Genomic DNA, 26,617 nt, shown 5'->3' on the forward strand with positions numbered 1-26,617 from the left:
CATACTGAATGAAATGAACATGTACAAAACGATTTCATTGATTAACATACATTTGCAATACATTAACCTAATGTCTAATTAAAAACAGAAAAGCATGAAAAAAAACTTGATTCTATTTTTGATATTGCTTTGTAACTGTACATTCCTGTACGCCCAGCAATTCAACATCACCGGTGTAGTTACGGATAAAAAGCTCAAAGAACCTATTATTGGTGCCAGTGTCATTGTCAAAGGAACAACCTATGGAACAGTGACAGATCTTGACGGAAATTTCACATTACAAGTTTCAAAAGGAAATGTGTTGGTTATCTCTTTTATTGGATACACCACACAAGAAATTAAAGTAAATGAAAATCAATTCTCGTATAACATTCAAATGTCTGAAGACACGCAAACTTTAGATGAGGTCGTTGTAGTCGGTTTCGGTACACAAAGAAAAGCTAATCTGACAGAAGCTGTAGCCACAGTAGATACCAAAGTACTAGATTCCCGCCCTGTTACCAACTTAGGCCAATCATTACAAGGTACTATTCCCGGTTTAAATTTATCTGTTGGAGGCTTAGGAGGACAATTAGGACAAACTATGGATGTGAACATCCGTGGTACAGGTACAATTTCTACAGGTTCTAAAGCTGCTACCTTAGTCCTGATTGACGGTATAGAAGGTAACATGAACAACTTGAATCCAGATGATGTAGAGTCTATCTCCGTATTGAAAGATGCAGCCGCTAGCTCTATTTATGGTTCACGTGCGGCATTCGGTGTTATTTTGATTACTACCAAAAAAGGTAAAGCAGGAAAAGCTAGCGTCTCTTATTCCGGAAATGCCCGTTATGCCGGTCCTAACCATTTGCCGGATTTAATGAATTCCTACCAATTTGCTAACTATTTTAATGAAGGTAGTATTAACGGAGGAGGAAAAGCCATTTTTGATGAAGATACCATGGAACGCATCCAGCAATACATGAATGGTCAAATTACAACTAGCACTATTGCCAATGCAAATGGTAACTGGCAATTCCATGAAAAAGCCAATGACAATGTAAACTGGTATAAAACTCATTACAAGTGGGCATGGTCCCAAGAGCACAACCTGAATATCAATGGCGGCAGTGACAAAAGTCAATATTACGTATCTGCCAACTATTTGGATCAGGATGGCAACCTTCGTTACGGAAAAGATTCCTATGAACGTATTTCAACCAATGCAAAATTTAACGCACAGCCTTTTAAATGGTTGGATATAGAAGTCAATACTAAATATGTTTATACCAAACTAGACAACCCTCTTTATAGCGACATGAATGGACTGTTCTATCATGATGTAGTACGTATGTGGCCTACAATGCCGTTTAAAGATCCTAACGGTTACTATATGCGCAACGGAAAATTAGGGCAACTTACTAATGGAAGCCGCTCCATCACCAGTAATAATAACGTTTATCTGCAAGGACAACTTGTTTTTCATCCCTTGAAAAACTGGAATATATATGCAAACGTAGGATTACGCTTGATTGACCAAGTACAAAGACAGAATCTGAATAAAGTATATGAACACAACGTAGCCGGAGAAGCATTAGAACTGGCATACGGTGGAGAATATGCGGTGGGACAAACCGGAGCCATGCAATATTGGACTAAAGCCAATCATTTAACAACCAGCCTGTACAGTGATTATTCTTTTTCATTCGATGAACATCAATTCAAAGTGATGGCAGGAGTTAATACAGAAAAATACAATAACCGTTATCTTTCTGTGAAACGTATGGACCTCATTACCGAATCAATACCCGAAATCGGCGCTGCAACAGGTGAAGATAAAATCAATGAAGCCAGTGCCTATACTTGGGCTACAGCAGGCTTCTTTGGACGTATTAACTATGATTATTCTAATAAATATTTTATTGCCGGCAACTTGCGATATGACGGTTCTTCTCGCTTCCTTCGAAAAGATCGTTGGGGACTTTTCGGTTCTTTTTCTTTAGGCTGGAATATAGCGGCCGAAGATTTTTTCTCTGTAAATGAAAACATTATCAATCAATTAAAGCCTCGTGTATCTTGGGGCACACTAGGTAATCAAAATACTAAATCTTATTATCCCATGTATTTATTACAAACAGTCAAGACCAATGGAGGAAGCTGGCTAATGGGGGACTCTAAACCAACTGTTGCCGGTATGCCTGGAACCCTTAGCAGTTCATTGACTTGGGAAACAGTACAATCCTTAAATATCGGTTTTGATTTAGGAATGTTAAGAAATCGGCTTAACATAAATTTCGATTATTTTATCCGTAAAACATTGGATATGGTCGGTCCTGCTTCTGAGGTCGCTTCCATCTATGGCATCGGTATGCCAGCAAGCAATAATACAGACTTACGTACCAAAGGATGGGAAATAGCAGCCAGTTGGCGCGACAAGATAGGACAGATCAATTATAATATAGGCTTCAACATGGCAGATTCCCGCTCATTTGTTGACAAGTATCCCAATGAATCTAAATCGCTCAGCACCTATTATAAAGACCAGGAATTAGGAGCCATTTGGGGGTATGTAACCCATGGAATAGCTAAAAGTCAATCGGAAATGGATGAATGGATAAAAGATAACAATCCCTCATGGGGTTCAGGCTGGGGCGAAGGTGATATTATGTTCGAGGATCTTAATGGAGATAAAGTAATCAACGAAGGAGCCAATACAGTAGACGATCCGGGAGACCGCAAAATTATTGGTAACTCCACCCCACGTTTCAGGTTTGGTTTAGACTTGGGTTGTGAATGGAAAGGCATCGACTTTAGTATGTTCTGGCAAGGAGTCGCAAAACGCGATTTATGGTTGGATGGTCCTATGTTTTGGGGAATATCGGGAGGAGAATGGCAATCAACTGGTTTAAAAGAGCATTTGGATTATTATCGCCCAGAAAATACAACTTCTGTATTTGGTCCTAATACCAATGCTTATTTTCCTAAAATGTATATGAGCAAAGATATGAATCAAAAGGTACAAACCCGTTACTTACAAAACGGTGCCTATGCCCGTTTAAAAAATATCCAACTAGGGTATACTTTCCCGACACAAATTATCAACAAACTACATATGCAAAAATTACGTGTATATGTCAGTGCCGAGAATGTATTGACTATCACCAGTCTACCTAGCGGTTTTGATCCAGAAACAACTTATTCAAGTTATTCTGATGGGAACTCCGGAAAAACTTATCCGCTACAAACAACTATATCTTTTGGATTAAATGCAACATTCTAAATAATAAAACATATGAAAAAGATTCTATTATATACATTCATAGCCGCTGCAAGTGCTCTTGCGACCTCATGCAATGATTATCTGGATTGCGAACCTATCACTTCTGTCAGCACCAATGTCTATCTTTATTCCGAAACAGACCTAGCTGCTTATGCTGCCAAATTTTATAATGACAGTGAAAACGAAAACGATGACGAATATGGCAATATTCTTCCATCTCATGGTTCTGCCACTTATAATTTAGGATTATTCCAAAAAGATAATGGAACAGACGATCAAACCGCAGACTCACCAAGTAAACTTTTCATAAAAGGACAATACCATGTCGGTGACGATGACTTATGGCATAAATATTTCCGTAAGATACGTGCAGCTAATTACTTTATTCAAACTGTTACCGAACGATATGCCAACAGAGAAATATCCGGTAATGATGCAAATATCAAACACTATATTGGCGAGGTATATTTCTTCCGTGCTTATATTTATCTCACAGCATTGCAGAATCTAGGTGATTTTCCTATTCTAACTGAAATATTACCGGATGATTACAATGCCATACGTGAAGCTTCCAAACGGCGTCCGCGTAATGAAGTTGCACGCTTTATCTTATCTGATTTAGATAAAGCCTACGAATATATGCTTCCCACTGCTCCCGTAAGCAATCGGTTAAACAAAGACTGCGCTGCATTAGTAAAAAGTCGCGCAGCCCTATTTGAAGCAACATGGGAAAAATATCATAAAGGAAGTGCATTTGTTCCTGGTGGTCCCGGATGGCCTGGTGCTTCAATGGATTATTTAAAAGATTTTAGCATTGACATTGACTCTGAAATTAAATATTTTTTACAACAGGCCATAGAAGCAGCTGATATCGTAGCTCAAGGACACAATTTGCACGGAAATTATGCCTCGTTATTCAATTCTATTGATTTAAGCAGAATAGATGAAATCTTATTATGGTGTAAATACAGTGTCAACTCAGATGCCACTTCTTACCACTTTGTCGTAAGCTATTTGCAACGCAATGGCGGGGGAAACACAGGCTATACACGTTCCATGGTTAATTCTTATCTAATGTCTGATGGCCTACCCATCTATGCCAGTACCAATTATCAAGGAGACGATACATATGAACATATCTTTACCGACAGAGATGGACGTATGGGACAAACTATTTTAAAAACAGGAGATTTGTTATCTGATGATCCAAACTTTGCCACTTGGATAAAGAAGAGTGATGGATACGGCTACTTTTACCGCCCTGAAATTTTCGAGGCCCAAAAAGAAAATAGTAATCCGACCGGATACTGTCTGCGCAAAGGATTGAATACATCCGGAGATATGCAGTCAACAAAAGAATCCTATACAGGATGCCCGATCTTCCGTGCAGCAGAAGCCTACCTGAATTATATAGAAGCTTATTACGAATTAAACGGAAATCTAGGTGGCAACTGCGATAAATACTGGAAAGCTCTTCGTGCACGTGCCGGTATGAGTACAGACTATCAAAAGACCATAAACAATACAGACATAAGTAAAGAAAAACAAGATTGGGGAAGTTATTCTGCCGGTCAACAAATAAACACAACTCTGTACAACATCCGTCGTGAACGACGTGTCGAGTTGGTATCAGAAGGATTCCGTATGGCAGACTTAAAACGTTGGCGCGCTTTGGACCAAGTAAAAGATGTACACGTACAAGGATTTAATTTTTGGGATAGCATGTATCAACTGTATACAAACCCTCAAGCCGAAGACGCTGTAACCCCAATTCCCCAAATAACACTTTTAGAATATGGCGTAACAGACAAGACAGCCAATATTTCAGCAAAATCCGACCCATACGCAGAAGGAAAATATTTATTACCTTATCGTAAAAATGCTGCTAATATTGGTTTCAATGGATTAAACTGGAATACAAGCAAATACTTGTATCCTATTAGTAACAAGCAATTCCGCCTGACTACCGCTGTTCCAGGTTCTAATGAATATGAAAGTTCTACCATTTATCAAAACCCCGGATGGAGCAGAAATGATGGAACTTTACCTGAAGGTGAATAAACAAACATAGAAGTTTTCAGATAACAATGTAGAGAAACAGCCCTACAATCATTTATGGGAAGGAAAAGGAAAATTTCCGAAAAGTTTTCCTACCTTCCCATAGCATATTCACATTATATGAATATCTTTGTTTTGAAAACATAATCAATGTAGCAATAGACTATAATTACCGATATGGTGATAGTTTTATTTTCTTCTAACTACCGTTTTTTCGGTTTATTCTTACGAACTATTCTAGGTTGAAAAATAAACATATTATGAAAAGATTAATATCACTATTCTTGTTAACTTTAGGAATAATCTTACCTATCTTAGCACAGCAAAAAGAAATAGATGTCTACTTAGTAGGTGGGCAATCAAATGCAACAGGACAAGCTTATGTTAAAAATATCCCAGCCTCTTTTAAAATTGACACAAGAGTCCGAATCTATTATTCTCGTTTCCTCAACAAAGGAGAGGGCAGTGAGCAATGGAACCCTTTATGCCAAGCTTCTGAAACAAAAAATAAATTCGGAATAGAGTTAAGTTTAGGTACAAAGTTACAGTCTTTATATCCCAAGCGTCAAATTGCATTGATAAAACACGCTTTATCTGGTTCCAATCTATATCAACAATGGAATCCGGGAAACCGTCAGAAAAATATTCGTGGCGAAGAATATATAAATTTTATAAAGACTGTAAAAGATGCTATCATCAGTTTGAAGCAACAAGGATATCGCCCTATTATTAAGGCTATGGTTTGGCAACAAGGAGAAGCAGATGCACGTGATATAGCTGGAATGGAACAGTCTCACCAATATAGTTCGAATCTAAAGAATTTTATAGAACAAATACGAAAAGAATTTAATAGCGAAAACATGTTATTTGTATATGGAACTGTCATACCTATAGCCGCTTCTCGCTTTACAGGGCGTGAACTGGTAAGAAAAGCCCAATTTGCTGTTTCCAACAACTCAAACTCTGAGTTCTCCATTAATAATGCATTATTAATTCCAGCAGACGATTTACAAATGCTATATAATGACTATCAGATCCAGCACCTAAAGATGATGTACATTTAGGAATATATGGCATTCTAACATTAGGTGAGCGTTTTGCTGATGCTATTTATCAACATTTAAAATAAAAGTTCTTTTATTTGATAATTACACAATAAAACACAATCAGTCAAGAATGATGAAACCTCTATTAATCCTTTACAGATTATGAAGAAAAGACTTAATATTTTCTTGCTGGCATTCCCTTTGTGTCCAGTATTCCAGATTCAAGCTCAAGAAAAACCTAACTTGGTCTTCATCATGGCAGACCAATGGAGAGGAAATGCTTTAGGTTGTCTCGGAAAAGAGCCTGTCAAAACCCCTTGCCTGGACCAACTGGCCCGTGAAGGTGTGAATTTCACCAATGCTGTCAGCAGCTACCCTGTATCTTCACCGGCAAGAGGCATGTTGATGACAGGCATGTATCCGCATAAGAACAAAGTAACAGGCAATTGCAATTCTGCCAACGCTCCCTACGGAGTAGAACTTCCACAAGATGCACGCTGCTGGAGTGATATACTTAAAGCCAATGGATACCAGACAGGGTATATCGGCAAATGGCATCTGGATGCTCCCCATAAACCATACGTAGACACTTACAACAACCAAGGTGCAGTTGCTTGGAACGAATGGTGTCCCAAAGAACGCCGGCACGGTTTCGACTATTGGACCGCTTATGGCACTTACGACTACCATTTAAACCCCATGTACTGGGACACTGACACTCCCCGGGATAGTTTTTATTATGTCAATCAATGGGGACCGGAGTATGAAGCCGACAAAGCGATTGAGTACCTCAATAAACATATAGATAAGACGCAACCATTCGCCTTAGTCGTATCCATGAATCCTCCACACACCGGTTACGAGCTAGTGCCCGACCGATACAAGGAGATGTATAAAAATCTGAATGTAGAGACATTATGTGCCAACCGTCCCGACATTCCCGCCAAAGGCACTGAAATGGGCGACTATTTCCGCAACAATATCCGCAATTACTACGCCTGCATGACCGGAGTCGATGAAAATATAGGTCGGATAATCAACGAATTGAAACGTTTAGGATTATTTAAAAACACTATCGTAGTATTCATTTCTGACCACGGCATCTGCATGGGAGCTCATGAACAAGCCGGAAAAGATATCTTTTATGAGGAATCCATGAGGATTCCCGTCCTTATCTCATGGCCGGAAAAAATAAAGCCGAAAACCGACCAAACAACCATGATAGCTTTTGCCGACTTGTATCCGACCCTGCTTTCCATCATGGGCTTTCAGCAACAAATACCGGAAGAAGTACAAACATTCAACCTCGCTTCTATTCTCCTCTGCGGAAAAGAAAACAACTGCATTGTCCAACCCTACTATTACATACAGTCATCCAATCCAGCAACAGGCTACCGGGGATTGCGCACCGCCACACATACATTTACTATCCATGCAACCGATGGAAAGGTAGATAAGATTATTCTATTTGACAGGAGATCAGATCCTTATCAAATGAATAATATAGCTATGCAGCATCCCAAATTAGTAAACCGACTGACAAGCCAATTAAAAACATGGCTACAAAAAACAGAAGATCCATTTTTTAATTATTTATAACCCATGAAGATACTATATATATCCCTTCTCTTCCTTATGAACTGTGTACTGAGTGTTGCACAACCGGAAATCATTATACCCAAACCGCATCAATTGAAATGGCATGAGGCGGAAATGGGAGCCGTATTTCATTATGACCTCCACGTATTCGACGGCATCCGCTACGGACAAGGCAATAACCGTATCAGTCCCATTGAAGATTACAACATTTTCAACCCCACCCAATTGAATACCGACCAATGGGTCTCAGCAGCTAAAGCCGCAGGCTGCAAATTCGCCGTACTCACAGCCACCCATGAAACCGGCTTCGGATTGTGGCAAAGTGACGTAAACCCATACTGCCTGAAAGCTGTAAAATGGCGTAACGGCAAAGGAGACATTATCCGCGATTTTGTCAACTCCTGCCGTAAATATGGTATCCAGCCAGGCATCTATGTAGGCATCCGGTGGAATTCACTCCTGGGTATCCATAATTTCAAGGTAGCCGGTGACGGAGAATTTGCCGCCAACAGACAGGCGTGGTATAAACGCTTCTGTGAAAAAATGGTGGAAGAACTTTGTACCCGATATGGAGATTTATATATGATTTGGTTTGATGGCGGAGCCGATGACCCACGAGGTGACGGTCCTGATGTGGAACCCATCGTCAATAAATACCAGCCCAACTGCCTGTTCTACCACAACATAGACCGTGCTGATTTCCGTTGGGGAGGTTCAGAAACCGGCACAGTGGGATACCCCTGCTGGTCTACTTTCCCAGCCCCCTGTTCACATCATAAACGTATTGAAAGCCAAAAAGACCAAATAGCATTATTAAAACAAGGTGATCCCGAAGGAAAATACTGGGTACCAGCTATGGCAGACAGTCCCCTGCGCGGTGCCAACGGCCGCCACGAATGGTTTTGGGAACCCGATGACGAGAATAATATCTATCCATTGACAACGTTGATGGATATGTACGAAAAATCAGTGGGACGCAACGCTACGTTAATCATTGGACTGACCCCCGATCCCGATGGGCTATTGCCAGCAGGTGACGAACAGCGTTTAAAAGAATGGGGAGAAGAAATAAACCGGCGCTTTGGCACGCCATTGGTAGAAACCCAAGGCCGGAAGCAACGGCTTACGCTGAATCTGAATGAAAAGCAACCGGTCAACTACTGTATTATCCAAGAAGACATTACCAAAGGCGAAAGAATACGCCAATACAAGATAGAAGCGAAAGTCAACGGAAAATGGCAGACAGTATGCTCCGGCGAGTCTGTGGGACACAAACGCATTGCGCACTTCGAATCGGTAGAAACCACCGCCTTGCGCCTCACCGTCACCCAATCCGTTGCCTTACCCGCAATCAGCTATTTCAGCGCCTATAACGTAACCCTCAAATAAAAAATCATGAGAGAATATACAGCAATATTCATTTGTATTCTAATTTGCAATGTATTTATTTGTCCGAAATCCTTCGGGCAAACAGATTACACGTATAAAAAAGGAAAGTCATTCAAGAGTACAAACGCTTTGTCAATGACAGATACGATTGATTTAACTTCCATTTCTTCTCCCATACCCTATAAGAAATCCAGACCCGGACAAATCCAGACTATTGCCTGTCCGGTACGGTTACCTGGGTACGTCCGAGGTATTTTCTTCAGCCGAGACTCCCGTCCGGGAGATTTTGAATGGCCCAACAATACCAACCGGCTCCTACCTTGGGTGTTCAACGATTTAAAAGAATTAACCGACACCCGCTATCCGGGAATACCTTCCAATGCAGCCCCATCTACGTTGGGAGATGCATTATTGCTGGAACTGACAAACGGAGAATACTTGTTTGCCAAAGCCATTGCCGGCCGTAACAGTTTAAGCTGGCTGCAAGTAAACGATAACGGCTCTGTCACCCTATATGTATCCACCTTAGGAAAAGACTATCTGAAACCGGAAGTCCCTCTTCTACTCATCCGACAAGGAAAAGATATTTATTCAACCATTCGGCAAGCCTATCAAGCGCTGATGAAAAATACAGAAGCCGCCGACTTAAAAAGCCGCACAGCCAAGGAATATTTCGAAGCTTTCCGCTATCTCGGTTGGTGTACATGGGAACATTATCATGATGATATAAACGAATCCAAGGTAATAAACGATATGAAAACGATAGAGGCATCCGGCATTCCTATCCGGTATGTACTGATTGACGACGGTCATCTCGCCCACAAGAACAGGCAACTGACCGATTTCATACCGGATAAACAACGTTTCCCGTCGGGATGGAAAAAAATCATGTCATACAAAAAAGAAAATAAAATCAAATGGATCGGACTGTGGTACAGCCTTTCGGGATACTGGATGGGATTATCCCCCGAAAACGGATTTCCACAAGTCGTCCGACAAGCCCTATACCCACACGCCGGCAGCCTTCTGCCAGGAACGGACAGCACCCGCATCCGTTCCTTCTATCGCTACTACGTCAGCACCTTAAAAGAACAAGGATTCGATTTTCTGAAAGTAGATAACCAAGCTTTTACACTACCACTCTACATGGGAGGCCATGAAAGTATCCGCCAGGCAACCGACTGTAACCGAAGCCTAGAAGCCGAGACCCACCGGCAAAATATGGGACTAATGAACTGTATGGCACAGAACGTCATCAATACTGACCATACGTCATACAGTAACAGCACCCGTGTCAGCATAGACTATAAGAAATATGATGAGGATATGGCAAAATCACATCTATTCCAGTCTTATACCAATACCTTGCTACTAGGACAAACCGTATGGCCCGACCATGATATGTTTCATTCCTGCGATACCGTTTGCGGCACCTTGATGGCACGTTCCAAGGCTATTTCCGGAGGTCCGGTCTACCTGTCGGACGCCCCTCGGGACTTTATCAAGGAAAACATTTTCCCCTTAATTGACGAACAAGGCAAACTGTTCCGTCCCGAAGCTCCCGCCGTACCTATGCCAGAATCTATACTGACCAATCCATTATGGAGTGGAAAAGCGTATCGAGTAGCAGCTCCCTCAGGCAACGGAGCAATGACATTAATCTGTTACAACCTGAATGTTTCCCCCCGGCATCAGCAAGTCCAAGCCATTATAAAAAAAGAAGATTATTCTCTTCGGAACAGTTTTGAAAAAATGTCTGCCACCTCCGAAGAACGCGTGCTGCTTTATAATTGGGAATCACAAAAGGCAGAAGAACTATCAGACAGCAGTACATTCGAACTCATCGGATTTACAGACAAACTGTTTCATCTCTGCCCCATACGGAAAGGATGGACAGTCATTGGCGTACAGGAAAAATATCTATCCCCGAGCACCGTCCAAACTATCTCTTTAACAGAGAATCGGTTGGAGCTGAACGTACTATGTACAGGTACACTAAAAGTATGGATAGAAAATTCCGGCAAACAAGAACTGAGAAGTATTTCCATAGATACCCCCCAAAAAATTGTAATCGAAAAATAACTTATAAAACCAGCCGATATGAATAAAAAACTACTTGTATCTTTCGCTCTCGCTTCCTTAACAGGAATCTCGACGCAAGCAAAAGAAAAAATGTCTTCAGAAACAACCCAACAACGTCCCAATATCATCTTATTTATGGTGGATGACATGGGTTGGCAAGATACATCCTTACCTTTCTGGACACAGAAAACCCACTATAACGAAACCTATGAAACCCCCAATATGGAACGTCTGGCCAAAAAAGGGATGATGTTCACACAGGCATACGCCTGCAATATCAGTTCCGCTACCCGTTGCAGTCTGATAACGGGTGCCAACAACACCCGACATCGTGTAACAAACTGGACGCTTGAAAAAAACAAAGCTACCGACAGACCAAGCAATACAATACAATTACCAGACTGGAACTACAACGGAGTCAGCCAAGTAACAGGAACGTCCAATACCTTTGTCGGCACTTCTTTCGTTGAGTTACTCAGACAGAACGGTTATCATACCATCCACTGCGGAAAAGCTCATTTCGGTTCTATTGACACACCGGGAGAGAACCCTACCCATTGGGGGTTTGAAGTAAATATAGCCGGACATGCCGCCGGTGGTCTGGCTACTTATCTGAGCGAACAGAACTACGGGCACACCCGCGATGGAAAACCCTATTCACTAATGGCTATCCCCGGCTTGGAAGATTATTGGGGAACAGGTATATTTGCTACAGAAGCCCTGACACGAGAAGCTATCAAAGCATTGGACAAAGCAAAAAAATACAATCAACCTTTTTATCTATATATGGCACATTATGCCATCCACGTTCCTGTTGACAAAGATATGCGCTTCTTCCCCAAGTATATTAAAAAAGGACTTAGTGACAAAGAAGCCGCATATGCATCCTTAATTGAAGGAATGGATAAAAGTCTGGGGGATTTGATGAACTGGTTGGAAAAAAATGATGAAGCAGATAATACCGTTATTATTTTTATGAGTGACAACGGAGGGCTAGCTGCCGAACCCGGATGGCGCGACGGACAAATTCACACTCAAAACGCTCCTCTCAACAGTGGTAAAGGCTCCTTATATGAAGGAGGAATACGCGAACCAATGATTGTAAGCTGGCCCGGAGTAGTCACCCCAGATACTCGTTGTGACAAATATCTTATAATTGAAGATTTTTATCCTACCATACTTGAAATGGCGGGTATCACAAAATATAAGACAGTCAACCCTATAGACGGTATCAGCTTTATGCCCCTGCTGAAAGGTACAGGAGACCCGTCTAAAGGACGCGCACTGGTATGGAATTTCCCTAATATCTGGGGTAATGACGGGCCAGGCATCAATCTGGCCTGCTCTATCCGCAAAGACGAATGGAAACTGGTCTATTATTATGAAACCGGTAAAAAAGAACTTTTCAACATACCAAATGATATCAGTGAAAAAAATGATGTAGCAAAGCAACATCCCGGCATCGTAAAACGGCTCTCCAAGGAATTAGGGAACTATTTGCGAGCAACAGGAGGACAACGTCCCACATTCAAAGCCACCGGAAAACCCTGCCCGTGGCCAGATGAAATCTAACTCCTGTCAGTATATGAAATATGCCCGACTACATTTTCTTAATGTAATCGGGCACATTCCAATGTATTATGTATTCCTGCCGAACATTTCTCAAGCCACCGGAATAGCTAATTAATAAATTATAAACAATATCAATAAAATCCGCTAAGCGTTTTCCTTAAAAGCCTTTTCTTCCGCTTCACTGATTATCTGCTCAACCACATCCGTTTTCTTAATCTCCTCCAAAGAAAGATCCGGAGTAACGACCCCACTGTCTGAAGGCTTACTATCAGAAACCGTTACCTCCTCCTGAGATAACTCACGGGCAGCCTTAGCCGCAAAAATACATTCAATAAAACCGGAATCATTCTTGATTTTTCCCAAAGCCACACGCGCAGCCATTTGCTGAGACTCTTTTTTAGAATAACCGGTTCCTTTTCCTCCCGAAATACCTTCCACCAAAACTTCACTCTCGAAAGTAGGATTATATCCCTGATCGTGTGATTGGGTTATCAGCTCAAAGGTAACCTCAAAACGATTTTTTTGACTCCATTCTATCAACTTGGATTTAAAATTTACCTCCTTACGGGAAATCTTCTCCAAATTTATATAAGATCCAATAATACGATGCTCCATGAAATATTTACAGGCACGATATCCCCTGTCTAAATAAATAGCACCTACCAATGCTTCGAATGCATTGCCGCACATATAGCTGTTATGAGAAGACTGGCGGGCTGTATACTTGATCAGCTTATCCAAACCAATCTCTATAGCCAAACGATTCAATGTTTCACGCTGCACTATTTTAGAACGGGTGTTCGTGAGAAAACCCTCACGCTTTCCTTCAAACCTTTTGTAAACAATATCTGCCACCACAGCATCCAAAATAGCATCCCCCAAAAATTCCAAACGTTCATTATTAAGCAAACGCCCCTTTTCAGACTTCACTGATAAAGATTTGTGAAGCAAAGCCTGTTCGTAGATGCTAATATCTTTGGGATAGAATCCAAGCATCTTATAAAAACGAAAATAAGACTCCCTATCCTTACGAAAAAGAAGTCTTATCCTATCTTTTATATTGCTAAACACGACTATTCAGCATATTTTTTTACGATTACACATGCATTATGTCCACCAAAACCAAAGGTATTGCTCAATGCAGCGTTTACTGTACGTTTCTGAGCTTCGTTGAACGTGAAGTTCAAGTTATAATCAATGTTTTCATCATTATCACCTTCCTCATGGTTGATAGTCGGCGGAACAATGTCGTTCTTCACAGCCAATACACTGGCAATAGCTTCTACCGCACCGGCAGCACCCAACAAGTGTCCTGTCATAGACTTAGTAGAGCTGATATTCAGTTTATAAGCGTGATCTCCAAATACATCCTTGATAGCTTTCACTTCTGAAACATCACCTACAGGAGTCGAAGTTCCATGTACATTGATATAATCAATGTCTTCCGGCTTCAATTCCGCATCTTCCAATGCGTTCAACATCACCAATTTAGCGCCCAATCCTTCCGGATGAGAAGCTGTCAAGTGATAAGCGTCGGCAGAAGCGCCTACACCGGCAAGTTCCGCATAAATCTTGGCACCACGTGCTTTTGCATGTTCCAATTCTTCCAAAATCAGACAGCCTGCGCCTTCACCCATCACAAAGCCATCACGGCTTGCGCTAAACGGACGGGATGCACGTTCCGGATCATCGTTACGGGTAGACAAAGCATGCATAGCGTTAAAACCGCCTAAACCAGCTTCAAAAATTGCAGCTTCCGCACCACCTGCCACAATTACATTTGCTTTACCCAAACGGATATAGTTAAATGCATCGGCAATAGCATTTGATGAAGATGCACAGGCAGAAGTTGTTGTGAAGTTAGGACCGTGGAAACCATACATGATAGAGATCTGTCCCGATGCAATATCAGCTATCATTTTGGGGATAAAGAATGGGTTGAATTTCGGTCCGACAGTATCTTTATTCAGTGTATAATTAGCTACTTCTTCTTCAAAAGTATGAATACCTCCGATACCTACACCGTAAATTACACCTATTCTATTCAAATCTTCTTTTTCGAGGTCCATTCCAGAATCCTCCACCGCTTCTTTAGCAGCTGCAATGGCATACTGTGTATACAGATCCATTTTGCGAAGTTCTTTACGGTCAATGTAATCAGTTCCATTGAAATTCTTCACTTCGCATGCAAAATGAGTCTTGAATTTAGACGCATCGAAATGAGTAATAGGCCCTGCCCCGCTTATCCCCTTCACCAGGTTTTCCCATGTTTCTGCAACATTGTTACCTACAGGAGTAAGAGCACCAAGACCTGTTACTACTACTCTTTTTAATTCCATATTATAAAATAAGGATAATTACTTAGCGTTAGCTTCGATATAAGAAACGGCGTCACCTACTGTACCAATTTTCTCAGCCTGATCATCAGGAATAGAAATACCGAATTCTTTTTCGAATTCCATAATCAGTTCTACAGTATCCAGTGAATCTGCGCCCAGATCGTTAGTGAAGCTTGCTTCTGTTGTAACTTCTGATTCTTCTACACCTAATTTATCAACGATAATAGCTTTTACTCTTGATGCAATTTCAGACATAACTTTAATTTTTTAGTTAATAAATTGAATTATTTTATTTTCTTTGCGGTTGCAAAGGAATAAATATTTCTTGGGCTGAGCAAATATTCAGGCAAATAAATGCAGAATTTTGCACATTTTTTTGTTTTATGTGCACCAAAATAGAGATCATCATGAAGAAAATCGCAATTTTAGCTTCAGGAGAAGGCACGAATACTGAAAGAATTATTCGGTATTTTTTAGAGAAAAGAACAGCTGAAGTAGCATTGGTTATCGTCAACAAAGCACAGGCCGGTGTACTCAAGCGGGCTGAAAGACTGAGTGTTCCGTCACTTATCCTCACAGCTCAAGAATTTGCCGACGGGAAAGTACTGGAAACACTGCACCAATATCATATTGACTTTATTGTACTGGCAGGCTTTCTCTTGAAAGTACCTGATGCCATTTTGCATGATTATCCGAATAAAATAGTAAATATTCATCCGGCCCTCCTTCCCAAGTTCGGTGGTAAAGGTATGTATGGTTCCCGCGTGCACCAAGCTGTCATAGCTTCCCATGAAAAGAAAAGCGGCATCACCATCCATTATATAAATGAACAATATGATGAAGGAAATACCATTTTCCAAGCCACCTGTCCGGTATTACCCACTGACACGCCAGATACATTGGCAACACGGGTGCACCAGTTGGAATACGAATATTTCCCTCGGGTGATTGAAGCGACTATTTTAGGCAAAAATCTTTCAATCTAATACGAAAAAACTGAAGAGCTTTGCCTATCCGATAATTGACAGTCTGCACCGACACCTCCAGCGTGTCAGCAATTTCTTTATGGGTCAGTTGTTTATATCGACTCATAACATATACTTTTTGCTGTTCTTTAGGAAGAGCATGAAGAGCTTCCATATAGGCATTAAACAACTCCGTGCTATAACAAGAATCCAATGCCGGCAGAGATTTTAACTGTTGGCTCTGGTACTCTTCATATACCTGACGGGTAATATGGGAACGGGTGATTGAATTCAATGCCCTGTTCCTGACACTGGTAAATAAGAAAGATTTCAGCGACAAGTCCTCTACCAGCGACTCACGCTTTTCCCACACATACATCATCAAATCCTGCACTATTTCTTCAGCCTCTTCAAGAGAAACATACGAGGAACAAAACAAACATAGCGGCTTGTAATAAGAAGCATAAACCAGGGAAAATACTTTTTGATCCCCTGACCTCAAGGTTTTAATAATTAAGCGGTTATCATTAAGGTTCATAGGTCATTTTTAATTTAAGGTTACACAAACATAAGTATTTATTTCAAAATAAGAAAACAAGAATGAGATAAAATACAAAAAATATAAGTTTTTGTTTAGTAACCCGGTTATGATATTTGTATTAATAATGTTGACCGACTTAAAGAGAGATTAACAGAAACCTTAATAAATAAACCTTGATAAGTTAACCTTAAACTGAATGCCTATGCGAAAAATTATCAAATCAAACCTATTGGGTAAACATACCCAATTATCAACAAACCTATTATTTAATCTAAAAACAAAAATCTAATTAAGAACGAACCTCAAAATCTAACCTTATGAGACGAATTTTTACTTTTTTCCTGACATTCCTATTGGGAATGTTTGTAACAGCATTGTATGCACAAACGCATACAGTCAGCGGTACTGTAATAGATAAAGACGCTAACGAACCTCTGATCGGCGCAAACGTATTAATTAAAGGTACAACTATCGGAACAGTGACCGACCTCGACGGAAAGTATACCCTGCAAGCCGGCGACAAAGACATTCTGGTATTCTCCTATTTAAGTATGAAAACCATCGAGGAACCTGTAAACGGACGTACAGTAATCAACGTAAAAATGACATCGGACACAGAAACACTGGGTGAAGTCGTAGTGACGGCAATGGGTATTAAACGACAATCCGAGACACTAACCTATTCTGCGCAAACAGTAGGAGGTAAAGACGTTAATGACATCAAGAGCGTCAATATGATTAACTCCCTGCAAGGTAAAAGTGCCGGTATGATGATTACACCGAACTCAACCGGAGCCGGCGGTTCTTCCAAGATTCTGTTCCGTGGCAATAAGTCCATCAGCGGTAATAACCAGCCATTAGTAGTAGTAGACGGAGTTCCTGTCATGATGAATATCACCAATTCACAGGTAGACAGCAACTACGGAGGCCAGCGAGACGGTGGTGACGCCATGTCTACAATCAATCCGGACGACATCGCCCAAATCACCTTGCTGAAAGGTGCATCGGCAGCAGCACTTTATGGTGCGGTAGCAGCCAATGGCGCCATTATGATTACCACCAAATCAGCACAGTCGGGTAAAGTTTCCGTTAATGTATCCAGCAACACCACAATGGAGAGCCCAATGGTGCTACCCGAATTCCAGACTACTTATGGGATGAGCGACAACGGTACTTTCAGCTGGGGTGAGAAACTAAGCAGCAAAGCTCCAAACTATGCAAAAAAATTCTTCCGTACCGGATTTACAACGAATAACTCTATCTCCTTAAGCGGGGGTAATGAAAACATCCAATCTTATTTTTCCTATGCCAATGTCTATTCACAAGGTATCACTCCCCAGAATGACTACCGAAGCCACAATTTGAATTCAAAAGTAGGTTTCAATATTCTGAAAGACATTCATATTGATTTCACGGCCAAGTTTACCAACCAGCACATCACCAATCAGGCAGCTGCCGGCTATTTATGGAATCCGCTGACCGGTGTTTATCTCTTCCCTAGAGGAGAAGACTGGAATGGCTATAAAGAGAACTTCGAGGTATATGATCCCGCAAGAGGCTGCTATGTCCAAAACTGGACAAATACACAACAACAGCAATTCGGTAATCCATATTGGATGTTAAACAGACAGACCCCGATCACTGACCGTAACCGCTATGAATTTGGCGGAAGCATCAAATGGGACATAACTCCAGATCTGAATATCCAAGGACGTATGCGTTACGAAAGAGGAGAAGAACACTGGGTACACAATGCTTACGCATCCAGCGTAGGAAACCTTTATCCGATGGGACGCATGAAAGACAACCGCTATTTCAGTGACCAACTTTATGGCGATGTCTTGGTAAGCTACAACCATACATTCAATGATTTTTCTCTATCTGCTACCGCAGGTTCCAGTTTTACAAAAACCAAAACCTCTCATGTAGACCTATGGGGTGAGGGCTCCCAGTTCTCACAGCCCGGTTCCGGAAACATTTTTTATCCGAACATCTTTACTCCGAACAACTATTATGGCAATATGTCCACCGTGGGCAAAGATGACAACTGGATGACCCAAAAACGGCTGAACTCAGTATTCGCCACCGCACAACTTGGTTATCGTGAAGGCATATTCCTTGATATATCAGCACGTAATGACTGGTCTTCGGCATTAGCTTTCACAGAAAGCTGTTCATTCTTTTATCCCTCTTTTGGCGGTAGTGTCCTGCTGAACAAATTTGTAGATATGGGTAAGAACATTGATCTGTTCAAATTCCGCGCAAGCTATTCTATCGTAGGTAATGACGTACCTGTATTCATGAGTAATCTGCTCTATTCTCTAGGTTCTCAAGGTGCTATCACTCCCCCCGACAAAGCTCCGTTCAGAACATTGAAGCCGGAAAAAACTCATTCTTTAGAAATTGGTTTTGACGGTACATTCTTACAGAACCGACTGAATATCAATCTGACTTATTATAAGACCAACACCAAGAATCAGTTCTTCTCCGTTGCGGCTCCTTACGAATCAGGCTTGAGAAACCGTTATGTAAACGCCGGTAATGTAGAAAACAAAGGCTTTGAATTCAACATCGGATGGTATGAGCAGTTCACTGACCACTTCAGTTGGAGTACCAACCTAAACTTCTCTTACAATGACAATAAGATTAAAGAATTGGTAGATGACCTTCCCAACGGACTGACATTGACCGATTTCGGAGGTGCAAAAGTGATCTTGAAAGAAGGCGGCCACTACGGAGATTTATATGTACGTCACCTGATGCGTGATGAAAACGGCAAGCCCCTGCAAAACGAAAAAGGAGAGCCTATCGTAAGTGGTGATTCTATGGACGAACTGGAATACGCAGGCAATATGAATGCCAAAGTAAATATGGGATGGACGAACACATTCCGCTACAAGGACTTCTCACTATCATTCCTGATTGATGCTAAATTCGGTGGAAAAGTGATCGGTATGACCGAAGCGGCTCTAGACGGTTGGGGCGTGTCCAAACGTTCAGGTGAAGCCCGTGACGCCGGCGGTATTACAGTAGACGGAGTAAAATTTGATGCCGATAAGTACTATCGCACCACCGGTAACAATAACTTCAACAGTCCATACGCTGTAGAAAACTACGTTTATGATGCAACCAATATACGCCTTCGCGAAGTAACTTTCGGCTACACCTTCCGTAACCTGTTAGGTGCGGGCAAGAACCTGACCGCAGCCATCATCGGCCGCAACTTGTTCTTCTTCCACAAAGACGCCCCGATGGATCCGGACGTATCAGCAGGTACAGGCAATGGTATACAAGGTGTAGATATGTTTGCACTGCCTACCTCACGCAGTTTTGGTCTTAATTTAAAACTTAACTTCTAATGCTTGAAACTATGAAACGGAATAAGATATTAACATACGCCTTTTTAATGGCATTCCCAATGACCGTAGGAAGTATCTTCTCTTCCTGCACAGACGATTTTGAAAAATTGAATACCAGTAACATCCAGGTAAATCCGGCAGATCTTCCTTTTGCCGCACAATGTACCGAACCGATGACCTACTGTTATCCTCCTCAGCAAAATATGTTCCAGTTTTGGACCAACCTGACCATTGACCTTTATGGAGGTTACTTTATGACTCCCAACGGTAACTTCACCAACGGTGATATGGGAGAGAACCGGGGACATAGTGGCGGTATGTATGAGAACTATTATCTCCATATTTTCAACAACACCCGCCGCATCATCGCACAATGCGACGCCAGTGGTGAAAGAGGTCTGTCAGGCGTGATGCGTATCGTACAGGCTTACGGAACATTGATGACTACAGATGCCTACGGACCGATACCTTACAGTTCCATCCTGTCGGGCGAAAACGAAGTGTATTTCGAGTTCGACAGCCAGAAAGACCTATATAAAGCCATGCTTGAAGATCTGAGTACAGCCATTACTGACATCAGTGCCATGAGAGCAGATGAAATAGCCAAATTGAAATCCTTTGACTGTTGGTGCAACGGCGACAAAGACCTATGGGTAAAAATAGCCAATACGATGAAACTACGCATGGCGTTACGCCTGTCCAAACGGGAAACCGAAGCCAGCAACGCCGGAATGAACCTTAAGGCAATCGCTACCGAGGCTGCCCAAAACACCTTGGCAACAGTCAACAAGGATATTCTGATCGATAAAAGTCTTGAGAATGAAATGTGGCTGATGTTCAATTGGGGTGATTGTGGATTCAATGCCAATCTGGTAACTATTATGAGTGGAACCAAAGATCCGCGCCAACCATTATATATGACCCTGAATACCGGAGATATCAAAAACGAAGCCGGTACTACCACAGTAGCCGCCAATAGTCAATATCTGGGTATCCGTTTTGCCAGCGGCCTGCCTGCCAAACCAAACAGTTGGGGTAGCTTCTCCGGTTGGATTCAGGGAAACAACGGTTCCTCTTATTCCATGCCACTGCCTATCATGAAAGCAGCGGAAGCCTATTTCCTATTGGCTGAAGCAAAATTAAGATGGGATATTGGCAGTGAAAGTGTAAAGAACCTATATGAAAATGGAATCCGTGTTTCCATGACTAATGAATTAGCTTATCGGGGAGCTTATGCCGGAATCAAAGAATATCCGGAAGGAGCAGTAGACGCCTACATCAATGGAACAAGCACCCAAATAGACTATACAGATCCCATCAAAGCCGAATTAAGTACCCCGGCTGTAAATAAATTAAGTGTAAAATGGGATGAGAGCGCAAGCAACGAAGAAAAACTGGAAAGAATCATCACCCAAAAATGGCTCGCCCTATTCCCCCTATCCACCGAAGGCTGGGCAGAACAACGCCGCACCGGCTATCCACGCTTCTTTCCTGCATTCGTCAATGAAAGTAATGGAGCCGTAAACACAGAAGAAGGTGTACGCCGCGTAATTTATAGCAGCCAGGCTTATGATGCCAACGCTAAGGGAGTAGAAGGCGGAATCAAACTTCTGGACCAAGAAAATTCCAGCAAATTTGGCATCTCCGGTGACAAAGGCGGAACACATCTTTGGTGGGACAATGCTGATAAAGGAAACTTTTAAATGCAATATTTTAAGGTAAAAACTGTGATTTTTGTTTCAATAGGCATTTCATATTAAAGTTTCGGATAGGGCAGGCCGTGAGGTTTGCCCTATTTTTGTTTACAGCATATCACTTATTCTGGATACTTTGGGTTTGCGCCAGTCCTATACCATATCCTTTCGGTTCGTTCCGGCTTCCCGATACAGGGCAGTTTTTTGGCAATTACTACATTCTTCAAACATATCATCTGTCATCATCAAGCGAAAGCGTAAAAGTGCCCAAGCGGTATGAATAATCCGGCTCACCGAGCATAATTCGGGAAACATTCACTAAAAACAATATTTCCGGTTGATTTAATCGCACAAACCTACCAGATGTAAAACCGGTGAAGTGGAGGGAGTAAGAGTTTACGGCAATTGCCGCATAAGTGTTAATTTAACGCTTAACGAACTATTATCATAAATTAAATTGAATAAACTTTGCTGATTATCAAATTATTATTATAACTTTGCGATTATTCTAAAAAACGTTTGCCTATTAAGAACGTTTTTTGATTAGGAATGACAAAGTTATTTTATATACTCAGTTTGCTGATTATTAAAGTAGCAAGCAATTACATTAGTACACATTTATGGTCAGGTGAAAAAAAACTGAAGAAACGCGTATTATTGCAAACTTTGATTCTAACAGCCTGCTTCCTGCCCACTCATGGACAAGACAGTTTTTTATGTTTCCAAACAAATGTTCAAAAGAGTAATATCAGCATACACGAACAAAGAATGAAACATCCCGGGCATTCCCAAACCGCGTGTGTTCACTCTAAGCATATCGGCATTGGAAATGAAGATACCGGCAATGACCATGGAGCCGGAAAAACGAAATACAATAAGTCGGTTCCATTTCTCGCCCTGAAAACAAACATGCTGTTTGACATTGCTTTAATACCAAACATAGAAGTCGAAGTTCCCGTCGGCAAATGTTGGTCGCTCAACGGCGAATTGATGTTTCCGTGGTGGCTGTTTGATAACGACAAATACTGTATGCAAATATTATCCGGAGGACTGGAAACACGTTACTGGCTAGACAACAAGAAGAAACGAAATATCCTTACGGGGCACTTCGCCGGGCTGTATGCCGGAGGCGGAAAGTACGATTTGCAATGGAAAGAGAATGGCTATCAAGGAGAATTCTTCATTGCCGCAGGAATCAGCTACGGATATGCAAAACGCATTTCCCGAAATCTGCATTTGGAATTCAACCTCGGAATAGGAGTGCTGAGAACCTATTACAAACATTACCACGCCAACGATAACCATCAGACATTGTTGTGGCAAAACAACGGACGATATACATGGTTTGGTCCCACCAAAGCTAAAATCTCCCTTGCATGGATATTAAACCATAAAGTAAAAGGAGGTGTAAAATGAGAATGCGTTTTATCTTGCTTTCCTTTCTGCTTTTCATATCTTGCAATAGGCGCGAACTTACCTACTATGAAGTTGTGGGAGTCACCCTCATGGCAGACTGGAGCCAAGCCGGACTGGAGGGAGAAGACACCTATGGCGCGACGGCCGTTTTCTATCCCCAAAATGGAGGAGTGCCTCAAACCGTACTGATGGGCAACCGTACTCACGCCATCACCCGTTTGCCCAAAGGACATTATAACGTGATCTTATTCAACCGTTCATTCAGTGATTTCGGCGGCATTGCTTTCCGAGGAGAGAATGCTTTCCACACCTTCGAAGCGTATGCCAAACAAATAGAAAATCGTTCCGCAAGCGAAGTTAGCGTTACCTCACCCGAAAAGCTGGCAACCTGCGTCATCGAGGGATTTGAAGTGACGGACAACATAGAATGCTCACTGCACTTCACCCCTACCGAGCTGACAAGCACAGTGAAAGTGCAGATTAGCATAGACGGACTGAACAACATAAAAGATGCTACTTGCCGCCTTGGAGGCATCCACGCCTCCATATTGCTGCACAACGGCCAATGCGGTGAAAAGATGATTACACAGGAATTTTCCATAGGAAACCCGACCTTCCACGAAGGATCTTTCACCGACGGCACTCTTACAGGCGAAATCTGTGTTTTCGGATTTGACGAAGAAACCGACCACAGCATGAGCCTGAGTGCCAATCTAGTAGACGGAAAGACTAAGATAGAACAAAACTTCGATAAAGTGAGTATCTCAAAAGACACGGATGAAACAGGTGCCATCTACCTACATATAGAAGCAAAAACACCCGGACGAATACCTGATGTAGAACCTGAAAAAGATCCCAACTCCGGTTTCAATGCAGATGTAAACGACTGGGGGAAAGAAGAAAACACAGAATTGCCTTTGTAAAACAAAAGTATAATACTAATCAATAAAAAAATGAGAACAAAACATTTATTAATGGCGATAGCAACGTTGCTGGTGGCAGGTTGTTCGCAGAATGAAATTACGGAGGTCAGAACAGTCGGTAATCCAGCTGTCGGATTCGATGTCTACACGGGGGTGGCGACCAGAGGCACAGATGTTTCTACCACAACCATGCAAGGAACATGTGACGAGACCCATTATGGCGGTTTCGGCATTATGGGATATTACACAGGGAGTAAAAATTGGGATGAGGCTAAAGGAACCGTAACTCCATCTTTTATGTTCAATCAAAAAGTGACTTATGACACAAATGCAAATGAATGGACTTATTCCCCGACAAAGTATTGGCCGAACAACACGACAGACAAAGTGTCTTTCTTTGCCTATGCTCCTTATGAGAGCAATGTATCCGGAGGCCGTGTAGGAATCGTGACTTCCCAAATTGATGATACCGGCATACCTTCTATTGATTTCACATTGAAAGAAGCAACCAAAATTGATGAAATGGTAGACTTGGTTGTAGCTGAAGAATTAAACAAAACAGCACAAGATGAGGCCATACAATTCAACTTCAGGCATACACTTTCTAAAATAAATTTTAAAGCCAAATTAGGCGCTGACTATAGCGGATTGGACGGAACAAGCAGCTTCATCTATATCACTCACATGTGGATAATAGGCCAAAAGGGAGGGAGCCTGTCTTTTGATCAGACTAATAAATTAACCAACGAAAATTCTAAATTTTATACGAAGGCAACATGGAAAGACCTTCATTGGGACTATGAAAATGCTACAATCGCTGAAGGCGATTACAGTATCGAAAAGATCATGAAAATGGAAGAGAAGGAGATCACGGAAATATGGGCCGATGGTACGGAAAAATCCATTAAAGGCATCATTCTGAAAAAAGGGAACAAAGAAACTCCGGTAGATTTATTCAAAAAAGATCAATACCTGTACTTAATTCCAATCAACGATAATGCTGAAGAAGTTGCGGCAGACGGTGCCGGCGGATGTACAAGTGGCGATATTCAGATTGGCTTCCATTACGATATTGTATCCAAAACGGCAGATAGCAGCGATGACAATCCCAAATACGCAGTAAGCCATTTGGAAACAGCAGTTTCATTACCTGCCAATCACATGAAAAGAGGTAAATTTTACACATACACTTTCACTATTTCTCTGAAGGAAATAAAAGTAAGTGCGGCTAAAGTGAACGACTGGGGTAGCGTTACCGGTAATTTTGATGTAAATTAAATATTGCATAAGCCCGGATAAGGTTGAATGGTTGAATGTCCTTCTCCGGGCACACCAACCGACAAATTGAAATTGACACATAAATAAAACAATGAGAAGATTAAGAAAGATACTCTTTTTTATAATCCTTTCGGCATGGACACTCACGTCTTGCGAAAAGGATACAGGCACAGAAACCGTAAATGTTCCCATAGGCTTCTCCAACAATGTAACGACCGCCACAAGGGCCGGCGATATAAACAACGACAATCTTACCTCCATCGGAGTATTTGCCAGTCTTACCCACGGCAACTTTGACGCAACAGTTTCCACCCCCAACTTCATGTACAATCAGCTGGTGGAAAAGAAAAACGGCACATGGCAATACACTCCCCTGAAGTATTGGCCAAACAATGATTCGGATAAAATCAGTTTCTTTGCCTATGCACCCCACAATGCCACGGGCGTTACGCCGAGCAACGCAATCCAAAAGGGTTATCCTTCATTCACTTACACTACACCCACAGCAGAAGCCGACCAGGTGGACCTGCTTGCCGCCACCCCCATTATAAACCAAAACGGGGGCAGTGTGGATTTCAAAATGCAACACGCACTTACCAAGGTGGTTTTCAATGTGAAAAGTAATGACGACATAACGGGAAAGGTAATCACAGCTTTCTCCATTACGGGAGCAAAAAGCGGGACACTGGCTTTTCATGTGCCGGCAAACGATGACGACAAGGGTTTCGGTTGGACTTATCCGTCAACGGTTACTGCCGAAACATTTACCGCTACCACAAAATCCCTGTCCGTACCGGATAAAAGTACTCCGGAGGAAGCTATGCTATGTACCTACTTCCTGCTCCCCACAAATATAGGAAACACATTCAACATCACCTATACATACATAGGAATCAAAGGAACGCAAACCGTCACGTTGACCAATCAGCCTTTACCTTCACTTGACAAATGGCTGTCGGGGGCTTTCGTGAGCTACACCATCGGCATAGACAAAAAAGTAGTCACTGCCACAACAGAAAGTCATCCCACATGGGGGAATGGCGGTCAGGGATCTGTAGACGGAACAATTAATTGAATCTGAAAGAAAAACTATA

18 protein-coding genes are annotated in these 26,617 nt (G+C 41.8%); 14 read left to right on the forward strand and 4 right to left on the reverse strand.

All coding sequences use genetic code 11. The annotated features are described in order from the left end of the window. Window positions 1–94 precede the first annotated feature (94 nt). The 7 genes from AB5935_RS03770 (at window position 95) to AB5935_RS03800 (ending at window position 13,008) form a co-directional block, all read left to right on the forward strand. Window positions 95–3,262 (forward strand): SusC/RagA family TonB-linked outer membrane protein, encoded by a 3,168-nt coding sequence (locus tag AB5935_RS03770; RefSeq protein WP_038612040.1) that lies wholly within the window; start codon window positions 95–97, stop codon window positions 3,260–3,262. A 12-nt stretch (window positions 3,263–3,274) separates the two neighbouring features. Then, entirely contained in the window at window positions 3,275–5,323 is a 2,049-nt protein-coding gene (locus AB5935_RS03775; protein WP_038612042.1) for a RagB/SusD family nutrient uptake outer membrane protein, read from the forward strand. A 257-nt stretch (window positions 5,324–5,580) separates the two neighbouring features. Beyond that, window positions 5,581–6,384 carry a sialate O-acetylesterase gene (locus AB5935_RS03780; RefSeq protein WP_032951026.1) on the forward strand — a complete coding sequence of 268 codons (804 nt, stop codon included), beginning with the start codon at window positions 5,581–5,583 and terminating at the stop codon, window positions 6,382–6,384. Between the two features lie 144 nt (window positions 6,385–6,528). After that, window positions 6,529–7,965: a sulfatase gene (locus AB5935_RS03785; RefSeq protein WP_038612046.1), complete on the forward strand. Its 1,437-nt coding sequence runs from the start codon at window positions 6,529–6,531 to the stop codon at window positions 7,963–7,965. Between the two features lie 3 nt (window positions 7,966–7,968). Then, window positions 7,969–9,354, forward strand: a complete 1,386-nt coding sequence (locus tag AB5935_RS03790; RefSeq protein ID WP_007848075.1) for an alpha-L-fucosidase — start codon at window positions 7,969–7,971, stop codon at window positions 9,352–9,354. 6 nt (window positions 9,355–9,360) lie between these two features. After that, entirely contained in the window at window positions 9,361–11,436 is a 2,076-nt protein-coding gene (locus tag AB5935_RS03795; RefSeq protein WP_038612049.1) for a Sip1-related alpha-galactosidase, read from the forward strand. An 18-nt stretch (window positions 11,437–11,454) separates the two neighbouring features. Then, window positions 11,455–13,008: a sulfatase gene (locus tag AB5935_RS03800; RefSeq protein ID WP_038612051.1), complete on the forward strand. Its 1,554-nt coding sequence runs from the start codon at window positions 11,455–11,457 to the stop codon at window positions 13,006–13,008. 144 nt (window positions 13,009–13,152) lie between these two features. Here AB5935_RS03800 and rnc read toward each other — a convergent pair whose 3' ends face one another. From rnc to AB5935_RS03815, 3 genes are read right to left on the reverse strand one after another with little or no spacing between them, the layout of a single operon-like run. Continuing rightward, window positions 13,153–14,079, reverse strand: coding sequence for a ribonuclease III (gene rnc, locus AB5935_RS03805; protein WP_007848068.1), 927 nt, complete (start codon window positions 14,077–14,079; stop codon window positions 13,153–13,155). 2 nt (window positions 14,080–14,081) lie between these two features. After that, window positions 14,082–15,347 carry a beta-ketoacyl-ACP synthase II gene (gene fabF / locus AB5935_RS03810; RefSeq protein ID WP_007833876.1) on the reverse strand — a complete coding sequence of 422 codons (1,266 nt, stop codon included), beginning with the start codon at window positions 15,345–15,347 and terminating at the stop codon, window positions 14,082–14,084. Window positions 15,348–15,365: 18 nt separating this feature from the next. Next, window positions 15,366–15,602 carry an acyl carrier protein gene (locus AB5935_RS03815; RefSeq protein ID WP_005844276.1) on the reverse strand — a complete coding sequence of 79 codons (237 nt, stop codon included), beginning with the start codon at window positions 15,600–15,602 and terminating at the stop codon, window positions 15,366–15,368. 152 nt (window positions 15,603–15,754) lie between these two features. Here AB5935_RS03815 and purN point away from each other — a divergent pair, with 152 nt between their 5' ends. Further along, window positions 15,755–16,333: a phosphoribosylglycinamide formyltransferase gene (purN, locus tag AB5935_RS03820; RefSeq protein WP_038612686.1), complete on the forward strand. Its 579-nt coding sequence runs from the start codon at window positions 15,755–15,757 to the stop codon at window positions 16,331–16,333. Here the strand turns inward: purN and AB5935_RS03825 are convergent. Further along, a complete protein-coding gene (locus AB5935_RS03825) occupies window positions 16,305–16,850 on the reverse strand; it encodes an RNA polymerase sigma-70 factor (protein ID WP_007833882.1) in 546 nt (181 codons plus the stop codon). The genes purN and AB5935_RS03825 overlap by 29 nt on opposite strands. Before the next feature lie 320 nt (window positions 16,851–17,170). Between AB5935_RS03825 and AB5935_RS03830 the strand changes: the two genes are divergently transcribed. The 6 genes from AB5935_RS03830 to AB5935_RS03855 all read left to right on the forward strand — a co-directional run bounded on the left by AB5935_RS03830 (window position 17,171) and on the right by AB5935_RS03855 (window position 26,598). Continuing rightward, window positions 17,171–20,212 (forward strand): SusC/RagA family TonB-linked outer membrane protein, encoded by a 3,042-nt coding sequence (locus AB5935_RS03830; RefSeq protein WP_007833883.1) that lies wholly within the window; start codon window positions 17,171–17,173, stop codon window positions 20,210–20,212. Further along, the gene (locus AB5935_RS03835) at window positions 20,212–21,915 is read left to right on the forward strand and encodes a SusD/RagB family nutrient-binding outer membrane lipoprotein (protein WP_007848064.1); all 1,704 of its coding nucleotides are present in this window, start codon (window positions 20,212–20,214) and stop codon (window positions 21,913–21,915) included. The genes AB5935_RS03830 and AB5935_RS03835 overlap by 1 nt, the downstream gene beginning before the upstream one ends. Before the next feature lie 540 nt (window positions 21,916–22,455). Then, window positions 22,456–23,322, forward strand: a complete 867-nt coding sequence (locus tag AB5935_RS03840) for a DUF3575 domain-containing protein (RefSeq protein WP_007833888.1) — start codon at window positions 22,456–22,458, stop codon at window positions 23,320–23,322. Further along, window positions 23,319–24,245 carry a DUF5119 domain-containing protein gene (locus tag AB5935_RS03845; RefSeq protein ID WP_007833890.1) on the forward strand — a complete coding sequence of 309 codons (927 nt, stop codon included), beginning with the start codon at window positions 23,319–23,321 and terminating at the stop codon, window positions 24,243–24,245. The genes AB5935_RS03840 and AB5935_RS03845 overlap by 4 nt, the downstream gene beginning before the upstream one ends. A gap of 51 nt (window positions 24,246–24,296) precedes the next feature. Further along, window positions 24,297–25,523: a fimbrillin family protein gene (locus AB5935_RS03850; protein ID WP_007833891.1), complete on the forward strand. Its 1,227-nt coding sequence runs from the start codon at window positions 24,297–24,299 to the stop codon at window positions 25,521–25,523. A 91-nt stretch (window positions 25,524–25,614) separates the two neighbouring features. Further along, on the forward strand, window positions 25,615–26,598 hold the full coding sequence (locus AB5935_RS03855; protein WP_007854719.1) for a fimbrillin family protein: 984 nt from the start codon (window positions 25,615–25,617) through the stop codon (window positions 26,596–26,598). Window positions 26,599–26,617 lie beyond the last annotated feature (19 nt).

Source organism: Phocaeicola sp. RTP21198st1_B8_RTP21198_201120 (genome assembly GCF_040929485.1).
Taxonomy (GTDB): Bacteria; Bacteroidota; Bacteroidia; order Bacteroidales; family Bacteroidaceae; genus Phocaeicola; species Phocaeicola dorei.

Coding starts and splice junctions, on each gene's coding strand:
- AB5935_RS03770 (WP_038612040.1), top strand. CDS start 95: ATGAAAAAAAACTTGATTCTATTTTTGATATTGCTTTGTAACTGTACA.
- AB5935_RS03775 (WP_038612042.1), top strand. CDS start 3,275: ATGAAAAAGATTCTATTATATACATTCATAGCCGCTGCAAGTGCTCTT.
- AB5935_RS03780 (WP_032951026.1), top strand. CDS start 5,581: ATGAAAAGATTAATATCACTATTCTTGTTAACTTTAGGAATAATCTTA.
- AB5935_RS03785 (WP_038612046.1), top strand. CDS start 6,529: ATGAAGAAAAGACTTAATATTTTCTTGCTGGCATTCCCTTTGTGTCCA.
- AB5935_RS03790 (WP_007848075.1), top strand. CDS start 7,969: ATGAAGATACTATATATATCCCTTCTCTTCCTTATGAACTGTGTACTG.
- AB5935_RS03795 (WP_038612049.1), top strand. CDS start 9,361: ATGAGAGAATATACAGCAATATTCATTTGTATTCTAATTTGCAATGTA.
- AB5935_RS03800 (WP_038612051.1), top strand. CDS start 11,455: ATGAATAAAAAACTACTTGTATCTTTCGCTCTCGCTTCCTTAACAGGA.
- fabF (WP_007833876.1), bottom strand. CDS start 15,347: ATGGAATTAAAAAGAGTAGTAGTAACAGGTCTTGGTGCTCTTACTCCT.
- AB5935_RS03815 (WP_005844276.1), bottom strand. CDS start 15,602: ATGTCTGAAATTGCATCAAGAGTAAAAGCTATTATCGTTGATAAATTA.
- purN (WP_038612686.1), top strand. CDS start 15,755: ATGAAGAAAATCGCAATTTTAGCTTCAGGAGAAGGCACGAATACTGAA.
- AB5935_RS03825 (WP_007833882.1), bottom strand. CDS start 16,850: ATGAACCTTAATGATAACCGCTTAATTATTAAAACCTTGAGGTCAGGG.
- AB5935_RS03830 (WP_007833883.1), top strand. CDS start 17,171: ATGAGACGAATTTTTACTTTTTTCCTGACATTCCTATTGGGAATGTTT.
- AB5935_RS03835 (WP_007848064.1), top strand. CDS start 20,212: ATGCTTGAAACTATGAAACGGAATAAGATATTAACATACGCCTTTTTA.
- AB5935_RS03840 (WP_007833888.1), top strand. CDS start 22,456: ATGACAAAGTTATTTTATATACTCAGTTTGCTGATTATTAAAGTAGCA.
- AB5935_RS03845 (WP_007833890.1), top strand. CDS start 23,319: ATGAGAATGCGTTTTATCTTGCTTTCCTTTCTGCTTTTCATATCTTGC.
- AB5935_RS03850 (WP_007833891.1), top strand. CDS start 24,297: ATGGCGATAGCAACGTTGCTGGTGGCAGGTTGTTCGCAGAATGAAATT.
- AB5935_RS03855 (WP_007854719.1), top strand. CDS start 25,615: ATGAGAAGATTAAGAAAGATACTCTTTTTTATAATCCTTTCGGCATGG.